The organism is Streptomyces sp. NBC_00239 (assembly GCF_036194065.1).
GTDB lineage: Bacteria > Actinomycetota > Actinomycetes > Streptomycetales > Streptomycetaceae > Streptomyces.
The window spans coordinates 2,305,073-2,319,221 of sequence record NZ_CP108095.1 but is presented as its reverse complement, the minus strand read 5'-3'; the positions used below and the strand labels follow the sequence as shown (position 1 = coordinate 2,319,221).

Below are 14,149 nucleotides of genomic sequence, written 5' to 3'. Positions count from 1 at the left end.
TGAGAGTGTCCACAGATTTCCGAATACCCCTGGCTTTACGGTCCCATTGCCTTCACGCTGGGTAGTGAGTGAGGGACGGGGCAAGTCGTAGGGACGGGGGACGGCTCATGGATGCGGTGCGGCTCATCGCAGCCGGCCGCCATGCTCTGGCACAGAGCCGGGCGGCACTGGACATCGTGGTGGAGGCCTGGCAGGCCCAGGCGCTCGCCCAGGCGATAGGGAGCTGGCTGGCGGTCACCGGACCGCCGGAACTGAGAGCGGAGGCACGGGGGCTGGGGGAGGCGGGCGGCAGAGGCTGCGGCGTCCTCGACCGGCCCGCGCTCACCCAGGACGGGCGGAGCGGGGACTACCGGCCCAGAGCGGCGCAGCTCTCGGAGGTGTCCGACCCCCGGCAGGCGCTGCTGGGGCTGGGCGCGCTGCTGGGCGAAGTGGGCATAGCCCTGGTCGGGGTGGCCTGCGCCACGGACGAGGAGGGGCTCTACTGGCAGTGCATCGAAGCCATCGACGCGGCCGACGAGTCGAGCGACCGGGTGCGCGCCCTGCTGCGGCGCCTCACGGACCGGGAGCGGGGCAGCACCTCGGGCGCTGCCCGCGACTCGACGGCGGGGGCGACCTGAGCGGCCGCTGCCCGGAGGGTCCGCGGGCTCAGAAGCCGCGGTAGGAGGGGCGCTCGGTCTCCGGAGCGGGGTGCGGCGCCCGGTTGAGGATCATCGGATCGGCGGAGGGACGCTCCGCGGAGGACTGCAGGTCGGCGTCGAGCTGTGAGAGGTCGGCGTTGAGCGCGGCCATCAGCTCTTCCATCTGCTGCAGCAGGCCCTTGGGCTGTGCGCTCTGCGCGGGCAAGGAATGCTCCTGCCGTACGTGGTCGTGTGCTGCCTGTCCGGTGTGCTCGGGCACGGGTTCCTGGGACATGGCGGCCTCCTCGGCCCGGTCCCTTCCGAGGGGGAAGGGTGCGGTGGACGCACCGGCGACGGCCGCCGGCGCGCGGGCCGGGCGGTCCGGCTCCGTCCGAGCCAACGATCTCCATCCGCCCCGGTCACTGGCGGGGGCGGGGCCGACGGCCTGGTTGACGGAGATTCACCCTGCCGGGGTGCGCAGGCGGCAGGATGGAGGTATGGATCTTCGCATCTTCACCGAGCCGCAGCAGGGCGCCGGTTACGACACGCTGCTGGCCGTCGCCAAGGCCACCGAGGACCTCGGCTTCGACGCCTTCTTCCGGTCCGACCACTACCTGCGGATGGGCGGTGCCCGGCCCGGGCCGGGCGACGAGCCGCCGGGCATGCCGGGTCCGACGGACGCCTGGATCACCCTCGCCGGCCTGGCGCGCGAGACCAGCCGGATCCGGCTGGGCACCCTCATGACGGCGGGCACCTTCCGGCTGCCGGGCGTCCTCGCCATCCAGGTCGCCCAGGTGGACCAGATGTCCGGCGGGCGTATCGAACTGGGCCTGGGGGCGGGCTGGTTCGAGCGGGAGCACGAGGCGTACGGAATCCCGTTCCCGGCCGAGAAGTTCGGACGGCTCGAGGAGCAACTGGCCATCGTCACCGGGCTGTGGGCGACGAAGGTGGGCGAGACGTTCAGCTACGAGGGCAAGCACTACCAGCTGACCGACTCCCCGGCGCTGCCCAAGCCGCTGCAGGAGAAGGTGCCGGTGCTCATCGGCGGGCACGGGGCGAGCCGCACCCCGCGGCTGGCTGCGCGGTACGCGGACGAGTTCAACATCCCGTTCGCGTCGGTGGCCGACACCCGCAGGCAGTTCGGGCGGGTGCGGGACGCCGCCGAGCGGATCGGGCGCGACTCGGGGGAGCTGGTGTACTCCAACGCCCTGGTGGTGTGCGTGGGCAGGACCGATGCGGAGGTGGCGCGCCGGGCGGCGGCCATCGGACGGGAGGTGGACGAGCTCAAGGCGAACGGTCTCGCGGGCAGCCCCGCCGAGGTCGTCGAGAAGATCGGCGCCTACCGCGAGGCCGGGTCCTCGCGGATCTACCTCCAGGTGCTCGACCTGCACGACCTCGACCATCTGGAGCTGATCTCGTCCCAGGTCATGTCCCGGCTCGGCTGATGGCCCGCGCGTCCGGCCCGCCGCCGCTGGACCGGCGGACCGTCCTCCTCGACGGCGGGCTGAGCAACCAGCTCGCCGACCAGGGCTGCGACCTGTCCGGTGCGCTGTGGACGGGCCGGGTGCTCGCCGAGGCACCCGGACAGGTGGCGGCCGCCCACACCGCCTACCTCCGGGCGGGCGCGGAGGTGCTGATCACCGCCAGCTACCAGGTGACCGACCCCGAACTGGTCCGCCGCAGCGTCGAGGTGGCCGCCGGGGCAGCCGCCGGCGCCGGGCGGCCGGTCTGGATCGCCGGCTCCGCCGGGCCCTACGGGGCGGTGCTCGCGGACGGCTCCGAGTACCGGGGGCGGTACGGGCTGAGTACGGCCGCGCTGGAGGCCTTCCACCGGCCGCGGATCGAGGCGCTGGCCGCCGCCGGAGCCGACCTGATCGCGCTGGAGACCGTGCCCGACACCGAGGAGGCGGAGGCGCTGTTGCGGGTGCTCGCGGACTGTCCCGTCCCGGCCTGGCTCTCGTACACGGTCGAGGGCGGCCGCACGCGGGCCGGGCAGCCGCTGGACGAGGCGTTCGGGCTGGCCGCCGGGGTGCCGGGGCTGCTCGCCGTGGGCGTCAACTGCTGCGACCCGGGGGAGGTGGAGCCGGCCGTGCGGATCGCGGCCGCCGCGACCGGCAAGCCGGTGGTGGCCTATCCCAACGACGGGTCCGTGTGGGACCCCGCCGGCGGGGTCTGGCGCGCGCCCCCGGTTCCGCGCGTGTGGGAGGTCGCCCGCTGGCAGCGGGCCGGTGCCCGCCTCATCGGCGGCTGCTGCCGAGTGGGCCCCGCCCACATCGCCACCCTCACCCCCCACCCGCCCCCCTGACGCCCCCGCCTCCAGCCCTGGGGCGCGCAGCCCCGGCCCCTCCAGCCCCTGGGGCGCACCCCCCGGCCCCGTCCGGTACCTGGGGCACACCGCCCGCCTCGCCGGCGCGCTGAGGTGCAACTTCCCGCCTCGCCGACGCTACGTGCGGCAATTCCAGCCTCGCCGGTGCCCTGGGGGGCAACACCCAGCCCTTGTCGGCCCTGCGTGCGGCAACACCCGGCTCTTGTCGGCGCTGCGGGGCGCAATTCCCAGCCTCGCCGGCGTTTGAGGCGCGGGGTTTGGGGCGGAGCCCCAAGGACAACCCGGCTCCGCCGGCACCGGGCTCCGCCCGGACCCGCTCCTCAATCGCCGGAGGGGCTGGAGGGGGGCGACGGGGTTGCCGGGCCCTGCCCGTACCCGCTCCTCAAACGCCGGCGAGGCTGGAGGTTGCCCCTCAGGGCGTCGTCGAAGCTGAAGGGTGGGCGCCGGTCGACCGGCGAGGCTGATCTCGCCCCGGGCACCGGCGAGGCCGGGCCGGGTCGGTGGGGCGTAAATGCGTGGTGGGGCGGGGGTGGGCGGGGCAATACTCGGACGGGTGTTCCTGACGATCTCCACCACCGGCACCCTGGACCGACCCGCCACCGACCTGGGCTTTCTGCTGCACAAGCATCCCGGCAAGGCGCAGGCGTTCGGCACCTCCCACGGCACTGCCCACGTGTTCTACCCCGAGGCCTCCGAGGCGCGCTGCACCGTGGCGCTGCTGCTGGAGGTCGACGCGGTCGGCCTCGTGCGCAAGGGCCGGGAGCAAGGCCGCGGCCGGAGTGCCGGGCCCGACACGGCGCTCGCCCAGTACGTGAACGACCGGCCGTACGCCGCGTCCTCGCTGCTGGCGGTCGCCCTCGCGACGGTGTTCCGCACCGCGCTCGGCGGGACCTGCAAGAACCGGCCCGACCTCGAGGGCCGGGTCATGCCGCTGCGCGTCGAGATCCCCGCCCTGCCGGCCCGCGGCGGCGGCGCCGACCTGGTCGGCCGCCTGTTCGGCCCGCTGGGCTGGGACACGGTCGAGGCCGAAGCCCTGCCGCTGGACGAGGAGTTCCCGGACTGGGGCGACTCGCGGTACGTACGCCTGGTCCTGGAGGGCGAGCTGACCCTCGCCGACGCCCTGCGCCAGCTGTACGTCCTGCTGCCCGTGCTCGACGACGCCAAGCACTACTGGGTCGCCCCCGACGAGGTCGACAAGCTGCTGCGCGCGGGAGACGGCTGGCTGGCCGGGCACCCCGAACACCGGCTCATCGCCAGCCGGTTCCTGTCCCGCCGCTGGGGCCTGACCCGGACCGCCATGGAGCGCCTGGAGCTGGCCCGCCTCGCGGACATCGACGACAGCGAGCCCGAAGAGCTCGACAACGCCGTCGAGGACCACCCCGAACACCCCGACACCCCCGACCACCCCGACCACCCCGAGCGCTCCGAAAGCCCCCAAGGCCCAGAAGGCCCCGACAGCGCGGCGGGCGACGCGACCGCGACCGCGGCCGTCCCGCTCGCCGTGCGGCGGCAGGAGGCCGTTCTCGCCGCCCTGCGCGCCGCCGGCGCCCAGCGGGTGCTCGACCTCGGCTGCGGTGAGGGCCGGCTGGTCGGGGAACTGCTCAAGGACGTCTCGTTCACCGAGATCGTCGGCGTCGACGTGTCCGTACGCGCCCTGACCGTGGCCGCCCGGCGGCTGCGCCTGGAGCGGATGGGCGAGCGGCAGCGCGCCCGGGTCACCCTGCTGCAGGGCTCCCTCGCGTACACCGACAAGCGGCTGGCCGGCTACGACGCCGCCGTGCTGAGCGAGGTGATCGAGCACCTCGACCTGCCCCGGCTGCCGGCCCTGGAGTACGCGGTGTTCGGCGCCGCCCGACCCCGCACGGTGATCGTGACCACGCCCAACCGCGCCTACAACGTCCGCTGGGAGTCGCTCCCCGCCGGGCACGTCCGGCACGCCGACCACCGCTTCGAATGGGACCGGGCGGAGTTCCGCGCCTGGGCGCGGACCGTCGCCGACCGGTACGGCTACACGGTCGGCCACGTACCCGTAGGACCCGAGGACCCCGAGGTGGGTCCGCCCACCCAGATGGCCGTCTTCACGGCCGCCGCCCCGAAGGAGGAGCAGGCAGCATGACCGAGCACGACGCGCGCACGCGCACCCTGGCCGTCACCGACCTGTCCCTCGTGGTGCTGATCGGCGCGACCGGATCCGGCAAGTCCACGTTCGCCCGCAAGCACTTCGCCGCCACCGAGGTGCTCTCCTCCGACTACTGCCGCGGCCTGGTCGCCGACGACGAGAACGACCAGGGCGCGAGCAAGGACGCCTTCGACGTCCTGCACTACATCGCGGGCAAGCGGCTCGCCGCCGGGCGGCTGACCGTCGTCGACGCGACCAGCGTCCAGCCGGAGGCCCGCAAGCAGTTGGTCCGGCTGGCCCGCGAGCACGACGTGCTGCCCATCGCCATCGTCCTCGACCTGCCCGAGTCCGTCTGCGCGGCCCGCAACGCCGCCCGCCCCGACCGGGCCGGGCTGCCCCGCCAGGTCATCCAGCGGCACCGCCGCGACCTGCACCGGTCCCTGCGCGGACTGGAACGCGAAGGCTTCCGCAAGGTGCACGTGCTGCGCACCGAGGAGGAGGCCGAGCGGGCCCAGGTGGTGCGCGAGCGCCGCTTCAACGACCTGCGCCACCTGACCGGCCCGTTCGACATCATCGGCGACGTCCACGGCTGCAGCTCCGAGCTGGAGACCCTGCTCGGCAAGCTCGGCTACGTGGACGGCGCACACCCCGAGGGCCGCACCGCGGTCTTCGTCGGCGACCTCGTCGACCGCGGACCGGACAGCCCGGGCGTGCTGCGGCGCGTGATGGACATGGTCGCTGCGGGCACCGCCCTGTGCGTGCCCGGCAACCACGAGAACAAGCTCGGCCGGTGGCTCAAGAACGGCAAGGCCAAGCTCACGCACGGGCTCGCCGAGACCGTAGAGCAGCTGGGACGCGAGGACGAGGCCTTCACCGCCCGGGTCCGGGAGTTCATCGGCGGGCTCGTCAGCCACTACGTGCTCGACGGCGGCCGGCTCGTGGTCTGCCACGCCGGGCTGCCGGAGAAGTACCACGGCCGCACCTCCGGCCGGGTCCGCGCGCACGCCCTGTACGGGGAGACCACCGGCGAGACCGACGAGTTCGGGCTGCCGGTCCGCTACCCGTGGGCCGAGGAGTACCGGGGCAAGGCGGCCGTGGTCTACGGACACACCCCGGTCCCCGACACGTCCTGGATCAACAACACCATCTGCCTGGACACCGGGGCGGTGTTCGGCGGGCGGATGACCGCGCTGCGCTGGCCCGAGCGCGAGCTCGTCGACGTACCGGCCGAGCGGGTCTGGTACGAGCCGGTGCGCCCGCTGGCCGCCGAGACGCCCGGCGGGTCCGACGGCCGTCCCCTCGACCTCGCCGACGTGCACGGCCGACGGGCCGTCGAGACCCGGCACCTGGGCCGGGTCACCGTACGGGAGGAGAACGCGGCGGCCGCGCTGGAGGTCATGAGCCGGTTCGCGGTCGACCCGCGGCTGGTCCCGTACCTGCCGCCGACGATGGCGCCCACCGCCACGTCCAAGGAGGACGGCTACCTGGAGCACCCCGCCGAGGCCTTCGCCCAGTACCGGGCCGACGGCATCGCGCAGGTCGTCTGCCAGGAGAAGCACATGGGCTCCCGGGCCGTGGTGCTGCTCTGCAAGGATCCGGCGGCCGCCCGCGAGCGGTTCGGTACGGACGGGGTGAGCGGCGCGCTGTACACGCGGACCGGACGGCCGTTCTTCGCCGACCCGGCGGTCACCGAGGAGGTGCTGGAGCGGCTGCGCACCGCCGTCACCGGGGCCGGCCTGTGGGAGGAACTCGGCACCGACTGGCTGCTGCTGGACGGCGAGCTGCTGCCGTGGTCCCTGAAGGCCACCGGGCTGCTGCGCAACCAGTACGCGTCCGTCGGCGCGGCCGCCGCCGCGGTCCTGCCGCCGGCGCTGGCCGCCCTGCGGGCCGCCGCGGCCCGCGGTGTCGACACGGGCGACCTGGCGGTCCGGCAGGGCGAACGGGCCACCGACGCGGCCGCGTTCACCGAGGCCTACCGCCGGTACTGCTGGCCGACCAGCGGTCTGGAGGGCGTCCGGTTCGCGCCGTTCCAGCTGCTCGCCGTGGAGGGCCGCAGCCTGGCCGCCGTCCCGCACGACCGGCAGCTCGGCTGGCTGGACCGGCTGGTCGCGGCCGACGAGCGGGCCGGTACCGGACTGCTGCGCGGCACCGGGCGGATCGTCGTCGACACCGGTGACGCCGAGTCGGTCCGCGCGGGCACCGAGTGGTGGCTGCGGATGACCGCCGACGGCGGCGAGGGCATGGTCGTCAAGCCGCTCCAGGCGTACGCGCGCGGGGCCGACGGCCGCCCGGTCCAGCCGGGGATCAAGGTGCGCGGGCGGGAGTACCTGCGGATCATCTACGGTCCGGAATACGTGCGTCCGCACAACCTGGAGCGGCTGCGCTCCCGCCACCTGGGGCACAAGCGCTCGCTCGCGCTGCGCGAGTACGCGCTCGGCCTGGAGGCGCTGGACCGGCTGGCGGACGGGGAGCCGCTGTGGCGGGTCCACGAGCCGGTGTTCGCGGTCCTCGCCCTGGAGTCGGAGCCGGTCGACCCCCGGCTGTAGGCCGGCCTCCGTTAGGGCAAATGGGGGAACTTTTCGGGGAATCGGCGGGCGGGCTCGTTCTCCCAGGGAGCGGAGTGTCCGCGAGGCCTGGAAGGACGGAACACAGAATGAAAATCACCGCGCGCGGGAGCATTGCGGCGCTCATGACGTGTATGGCGACGGCGGCGGCGGTGTCGCCGGCCGTCGCCGGGGGGCACGTGCCCGTCGACGTGCCGCTGGAGGCGCTGGAGTCGTCGGTGGGGGTGCCCGCACCGAAGCTGGCGAGCGGTGTCCCGCTGCTGACGCCCGGGGCCATCGAGGCTCCGACGCACCACAAGGGCGAGCTGCTGCCGACCCCGCTGGTGCCGGTGGTCCCGATCGTGGGGGAGTTGGCGCCCACCCGCGCCGGGAGCGTGCTGCCCGGCCTGCTGGGCACCGGCAACCCCGACGAGGCGGAAGTCACCTCGCCGGCCTCGCCGCTGCGCGCCGCCGGCCCGGGCCTGGTGGCCGGTCTCCCGCTGAGCATGCCCGACGGATCGCGGATGGGACTGCCGGAACTGGTCGAGCCCAGGCTCGGCGTGCTCCTGCCGTCGCTGCAGTCGGACCCGGCGGCGGCGCTGGGTCTTCACTGACCGTCAGCCGAGCCCCCTCCAAAAGGCCGCCCGGTCTGCGACCGTGTACGCATGGGATTCCATGTCGATTCCGAGACCGGGCGGCTTCGCCGCGTCATCCTCCACCGGCCCGACCTGGAGCTGAAGCGGCTCACCCCCAGCAACAAGGACGCCCTGCTCTTCGACGACGTGCTGTGGGTGCGCCGGGCCCGTCAGGAACACGACGGTTTCGCCGACGTGCTGCGCGACCGCGGGGTCGAGGTGCACCTCTTCGGGGACCTGCTGCGCGAGGCACTGGACGTGCCGGAGGCCAGACACCTGGTCCTCGACCGGGTCTTCGACGAGAAGGAGTACGGGCCGCTCGCCACCGGGCACCTGCGCGAGGCCTTCGAGGACCTGCCGGCGGCCGACCTGGTGGACGCGCTCGTCGGCGGCATGACGAAGCGTGAGTTCCTGGATCGGTTCGAGGAGCCCGTCTCGGTGCGCTTCCACGCGCTGGAACTCGACGGCTTCCTGCTCGGCCCGCTCCCCAACCACCTGTTCACGCGGGACACCTCGGCCTGGATCTACGACGGGGTGTCCATCAACGCGATGCGCTGGCCGGCCCGGCAGCGCGAGACCGTCCACTTCGAGGCCATCTACCGCCACCACCCGCTGTTCACGGCCTCCGGCGCCTTCCACTACTGGTCGCAGGGCCAGGCCGACTACCCCTCCACCATCGAGGGCGGGGACGTGCTGGTCATCGGCAACGGGGCCGTGCTCATCGGGATGAGCGAACGCACCACCCCGCAGGCCGTGGAGATGCTGGCGCGCGGCCTGTTCGCCGCCGGGTCCGCCCGTACCATCGTCGCGCTCGACATGCCCAAGCGGCGGGCCTTCATGCACCTGGACACGGTGATGACGATGGTCGACGGAGATACGTTCACCCAGTACGCGGGCCTGGGCATGCTGCGCTCGTACACGATCGAGCCGGGCACGGGCGAGGCGGACCTGAAGGTGACCGACCACCCGCCGGAGCACATGCACCGGGCGATCGCCGCGGCCCTGGGCCTCGACGCGATCCGGGTGCTCACCGCCACCCAGGACGTGCACTCCGCCGAGCGCGAGCAGTGGGACGACGGCTGCAACGTGCTGGCCGTCGAGCCGGGGGTGGTCGTCGCCTACGAGCGCAACGTCACGACCAACACCCACCTGCGCAAGCAGGGCATCGAGGTGATCGAGATCCCGGGCAGCGAGCTGGGCCGCGGGCGCGGCGGGCCGCGGTGCATGAGCTGCCCCGTGGAGCGCGACGCCGTGGACTGAGGCAGGCTCGGGGGGACGGCGGACGCGGTGTGCGGGGGCGGTGCGGACGGGCCCGGGACCGGATGGCGAAACGGGACTGCATAGCAATGCAGCTTGTCGTATACACTTCCAAAAGTCCCCCGCCTGTGAGACCGAGGAGCGCCCCCATGGCCACCGACCTGGCCGGCCGCAGTTTTCTGAAGGAGCTCGACTTCACCGCCGACGAGTTCCGCGGCCTGATCGAGCTGTCCGCCGCGCTCAAGGCCGCGAAGCGGGCCGGCGTGGAGGAGCCCAGGCTGCGCGGCAAGAACATCGCCCTGGTCTTCGAGAAGACCTCCACGCGCACGCGCTGCGCGTTCGAGGTCGCGGCCGCCGACCAGGGGGCCTCCACCACGTACCTCGACCCGGCGAGCTCGCAGATCGGGCACAAGGAGTCGGTCAAGGACACCGCGCGGGTACTCGGCCGGATGTTCGACGCGATCCAGTACCGCGGGGACAGTCAGGACGCCGTGGAGCAGCTGTCCGAGCACGCCGGCGTGCCGGTCTACAACGGCCTGACGGACGACTGGCACCCCACCCAGATGCTCGCCGACGTGCTCACCATGACCGAGCACTGCGACAAGCCGCTGGAGCGCATCGCGTTCGCGTACCTGGGCGACGCCCGCTTCAACATGGGCAACTCCTACCTGGTCACCGGCGCCCTGCTGGGCATGGACGTACGGATCGCCGCGCCCCGCTCCTACTGGCCGGCCGACGGGGTCGTGGCGCTGGCCCGGGAACTCGCGCGCGTCAGCGGGGCCCGCGTCACCCTCACCGAGGACGTCGCCGAGGCGGTGGCGGCCGTCGACTTCGTGGCCACCGACGTCTGGGTGTCCATGGGGGAGCCCAAGGAGGTGTGGGACGAGCGGATCGAGGCCCTGGCCCCGTACGCCGTCACGATGGAGGTGCTGCGCGCCACCGGCAACCCGAACGTGAAGTTCATGCACTGCCTGCCCGCCTTCCACGACCTGGGCACCCGGGTGGCCCGGGAGATCCACGCCCGGCACGGCCTGGACTCGCTGGAGGTGACGGACGAGGTGTTCGAATCCGACCACTCGGTGGTCTTCGACGAGGCGGAGAACCGGCTGCACACCATCAAGGCGGTGCTGGTCGCGACCTTGGGCGCCGCCTAGTATCGCGTTCCTGTGACGATAGTCACGAGTTGGTGATACGTTCGTGGGGTGAGCCCCTTCACCGGTTCCGCAGCCCGTACGCAACGATGGCGCCACCTCCGGCTGACCAGCCGGGACGGGGTCGCCACCGTCACCCTCGACCGTCCCGAGAAGCTGAACGCGCTCACCTTCGGCGCCTACGCCGACCTGCGCGATCTGCTCGCCGAACTGTCCCGTGAACGCTCCGTGCGCGCCCTCGTCCTCGGCGGCGAGGGCCGCGGGTTCTGCTCCGGGGGCGACGTGGACGAGATCATCGGCGCCACCCTCGCCATGGACACCGCCCAGCTCCTCGACTTCAACCGGATGACCGGGCAGGTGGTCCGCGCCATCCGGGAGTGCCCCTTCCCCGTGATCGCCGCCGTCCACGGCGTCGCCGCCGGCGCCGGCGCCGTCCTCGCCCTCGCCGCCGACTTCCGCATCGCCGACCCCTCCGCCCGCTTCGCCTTCCTCTTCACCCGCGTCGGACTGTCCGGCGGCGACATGGGAGCCGCGTACCTGCTGCCCCGGGTGGTCGGCCTCGGCCACGCCACCCGGCTGCTGATGCTCGGCGAACCCGTACGCGCCGCCGAGGCCGAGCGGATCGGCCTGCTCAGCGAACTCACCGACGAGGGCAAAGCCGACGCGCGGGCCGCCGAACTGGCCGCCCGCCTCGCCGCCGGCCCCGCCCTCGCCTACGCCCAGACCAAGGCGCTCCTCACCGCGGAACTCGACATGCCGCTCGCCGCGGCGGTCGAACTCGACGCCGCCACCCAGGCGTTGCTCATGAACGGCGAGGACTACCGGGAATTCCACGCGGCGTTCGGCGAGAAGCGGCCGCCCGACTGGCGGGGACGGTAGCCATGCGCATCGCGGTGGTCGGCGGCGGGCCGGGCGGACTGTACGCGGCGGCACTGCTCAAACGACTGGGCCCGGACCGGGACATCACCGTCTGGGAACGCAACGCACCCGAGGACACCTTCGGCTTCGGCGTGGTCCTCTCCGACGAGACCCTCGGCGGGATCGAGCAGGCCGACCCCGCCGTGTACGAGGCGCTGCGGCGCGAATTCGTCCGCTGGGACGACATCGACATCGTGCACCGCGGACGGATCCTCACCTCCGGCGGCCACGGCTTCGCCGCCATCGGCCGCCGACGGCTCCTGGAGATCCTGCACGACCGCTGCGCCCGCCTCGGAGTGCGGCTGTGCTTCCGCACCGAGGCCCCCGACCCGGCCGCCCTCGCCGCCGGCCACGACCTGGTGATCGCCGCCGACGGCGTGCACAGCCGCACCCGGGACGCATTCGCCCACGCCTTCCGCCCGCGGATCGAAACCCACCGCTGCCGGTACATCTGGCTGGCCGCCGACTTCGCCCTCGACGCCTTCCGCTTCGAGGTCGCCGAGACCCCGTACGGGGTCATGCAACTGCACGGCTACCCCTACCACCGCCCGACCGCGACCCCGGGCACGCGGCCCCCGGCGGGCCCCGCCGCGGGATCCGAACCCGCGGGCGCCTCCACCGTCATCATCGAAATGCGCGAGGAGGTCTGGCAGGCCGCCGGCCTCGACCTCTGCGACGAGCAGGAGTCCGCGGCCCGCTGCGCCAAGATCTTCTGCGAGGCGCTGCGCGGCCGCCCGCTGCGCGGCAACAACTCCGCCTGGACCGTGTTCCGCACCGTGGTCAACGCGCGCTGGTCGCACGGCAACACGGTGCTGCTGGGCGACGCGGCGCACACCGCGCACTTCTCCATCGGCTCCGGCACCAAACTCGCCGTCGAGGACGCGCTGTCGCTGGCCGCCTGCATCGAGGAGCAGGACGGCCTGCCGGCCGCGCTCGCCACCTACGAGGCCGAGCGCCGGCCGGTCGTCGAGTCCACCCAGCGGGCCGCGACAGCCAGCCTGCGCTGGTTCGAGGACCTCGCCGGATACGTGGACCAGCCCGACCGGCAGTTCGCCTTCAACCTGCTCACCCGCAGCCGCCGCGTCACCCACGGCAACCTGCGGCTGCGCGACGCCCGCTTCACCGGCCTGGTCGAGCGGGACTTCGGCTGCCCGGACGGCACCCCGCCCATGTTCACCCCGTACCGGCTGCGCGGACTGACCCTGCGCAACCGGGTGATCGTGTCCCCGATGGACATGTACGCGGCCGTCGACGGGGTGCCCGGCGACTTCCACCTCGTCCACCTCGGGTCGCGCGCGCTCGGCGGCCCCGGGCTGGTCATGACCGAGATGGTGTGCGTCAGCGCCGAAGGGCGGATCACCCCAGGCTGCACCGGGCTCTACACCGAGGAACAGGCCGCGTCCTGGCGGCGGATCGTCGACTTCGTGCACACGTCGGCGGCCGGCACCGCGCTCGGCGTCCAGCTCGGGCACTCCGGGCGCAAGGGCTCCACCCGCCGGATGTGGGAGGGCATCGACGACCCGCTGCCCGCCGGCAACTGGCCGCTGGTCGCCGCCTCGCCGCTGCCGTACCGGCACGGGGTCAACCAGGTGCCGCGCGAGTTGTCCGTCGAGGAACTCCCGCTGATCCGGGAACAGTTCATGGCCGCTGCCCGGCGGGCCGCGGACTGCGGCTTCGACCTGCTCGAACTGCACTGCGCGCACGGCTACTTGCTGTCCGGCTTCCTCTCGCCGCTGACCAACCGGCGCACCGACGCGTACGGCGGGGCGCTGGCCAACCGGCTGCGGTTCCCACTGGAAGTCTTCGACGCCGTACGTGAGGTGTGGCCGCAGGACCGCCCGATGACGGTCCGGATCTCCGCCACCGACTGGATGCGGGGCGGGACGGACGCGGCGGACGCCGTCGCCATCGCCCGGGCCTTCGCCGAGCACGGCGCGGACGCGATCGACGTGTCCACCGGCCAGGTCGTCGCGGACGAGCGGCCCGAGTACGGGCGGTCGTACCAGACGCCGTACGCGGACCGGGTCCGCAATGCGGTGGGCGTGCCGGTGATCGCCGTCGGGGCGATCTCGTCGTGGGACGACGTCAATTCGCTGCTGCTCGCCGGGCGGGCGGATCTCTGTGCGGTGGGGCGGCCGCACCTGTACGACCCGCACTGGACGTTGCACGCGGCGGCGGAGCAGGAGTATGCGGGGCTGGGGGCGCCCTGGCCCGACCCCTACCGGGCCGGGTCCCGTCGCCCCCCGACCGGCCGCGCCGACACCCCCAAACCCCGTCTGACCCTCTGACCCGGCCCTGCCCTGAACCCGCCCCCAGCCGCGCCGGTGCCCTGCGGTGCAACCCCTCGGCCTTGCCGGTCCCTGGGGTGCCACACCCCAGCCTCGCCGGTGCCCTGCGGTGCAACCCTTCGGCCTTGCCGGTCCCTGGGCAGCGCCCAATCCAGCCTCGCCGGCGTTTGAGGCGCGGGGTTTGGGGCGGAGCCCCAAGACAACCCGGCTGGCGCCGGGCACCGGGCTCCGCCCGGACCCGCGCCTCAAACGCCGGCGAGGCTGGATGTGCCCCTCAAACGCCGGCGAGGCTGGA

Annotated in this window: 11 protein-coding genes; 10 read left to right on the top strand and 1 reads right to left on the bottom strand. The window is 73.6% G+C overall.

Translation table 11 applies throughout. The annotated features are described in order from the left end of the window. The first annotated feature begins 107 nt into the window (after window positions 1–107). On the top strand, window positions 108–617 hold the full coding sequence (locus OG764_RS10185; protein ID WP_328968100.1) for a DUF6099 family protein: 510 nt from the start codon (window positions 108–110) through the stop codon (window positions 615–617). 28 nt (window positions 618–645) lie between these two features. Here the strand turns inward: OG764_RS10185 and OG764_RS10180 are convergent, their stop codons facing one another. Then, window positions 646–912: a hypothetical protein gene (locus OG764_RS10180; RefSeq protein WP_328968099.1), complete on the bottom strand. Its 267-nt coding sequence runs from the start codon at window positions 910–912 to the stop codon at window positions 646–648. Between the two features lie 202 nt (window positions 913–1,114). Here OG764_RS10180 and OG764_RS10175 point away from each other — a divergent pair, with 202 nt between their 5' ends. The 9 genes from OG764_RS10175 to OG764_RS10135 all read left to right on the top strand — a co-directional run bounded on the left by OG764_RS10175 (window position 1,115) and on the right by OG764_RS10135 (window position 13,854). After that, complete coding sequence (locus OG764_RS10175) at window positions 1,115–2,062, top strand: LLM class F420-dependent oxidoreductase (RefSeq protein WP_328968098.1); 948 nt, start codon at window positions 1,115–1,117, stop codon at window positions 2,060–2,062. Then, window positions 2,062–2,922, top strand: a complete 861-nt coding sequence (gene mmuM, locus OG764_RS10170; protein WP_328968097.1) for a homocysteine S-methyltransferase — start codon at window positions 2,062–2,064, stop codon at window positions 2,920–2,922. The genes OG764_RS10175 and mmuM overlap by 1 nt, the downstream gene beginning before the upstream one ends. 574 nt (window positions 2,923–3,496) lie before the next feature. Then, on the top strand, window positions 3,497–5,059 hold the full coding sequence (locus OG764_RS10165) for a 3' terminal RNA ribose 2'-O-methyltransferase Hen1 (RefSeq protein ID WP_328968096.1): 1,563 nt from the start codon (window positions 3,497–3,499) through the stop codon (window positions 5,057–5,059). Further along, window positions 5,056–7,608 (top strand): polynucleotide kinase-phosphatase, encoded by a 2,553-nt coding sequence (locus tag OG764_RS10160; RefSeq protein WP_328968095.1) that lies wholly within the window; start codon window positions 5,056–5,058, stop codon window positions 7,606–7,608. The genes OG764_RS10165 and OG764_RS10160 overlap by 4 nt, the downstream gene beginning before the upstream one ends. 143 nt (window positions 7,609–7,751) lie before the next feature. Beyond that, entirely contained in the window at window positions 7,752–8,219 is a 468-nt protein-coding gene (locus OG764_RS10155; protein WP_328968094.1) for a hypothetical protein, read from the top strand. Window positions 8,220–8,270: 51 nt separating this feature from the next. Continuing rightward, on the top strand, window positions 8,271–9,500 hold the full coding sequence (locus OG764_RS10150; protein WP_328968093.1) for an arginine deiminase: 1,230 nt from the start codon (window positions 8,271–8,273) through the stop codon (window positions 9,498–9,500). Window positions 9,501–9,646: 146 nt separating this feature from the next. Then, complete coding sequence (argF, locus tag OG764_RS10145) at window positions 9,647–10,651, top strand: ornithine carbamoyltransferase (RefSeq protein WP_328968092.1); 1,005 nt, start codon at window positions 9,647–9,649, stop codon at window positions 10,649–10,651. A gap of 48 nt (window positions 10,652–10,699) precedes the next feature. Beyond that, a complete protein-coding gene (locus OG764_RS10140; protein ID WP_328968091.1) occupies window positions 10,700–11,527 on the top strand; it encodes an enoyl-CoA hydratase family protein in 828 nt (275 codons plus the stop codon). 2 nt (window positions 11,528–11,529) lie between these two features. Continuing rightward, the gene (locus tag OG764_RS10135; RefSeq protein ID WP_328968090.1) at window positions 11,530–13,854 is read left to right on the top strand and encodes an oxidoreductase; all 2,325 of its coding nucleotides are present in this window, start codon (window positions 11,530–11,532) and stop codon (window positions 13,852–13,854) included. The last annotated feature ends 295 nt before the right edge of the window (window positions 13,855–14,149 follow it).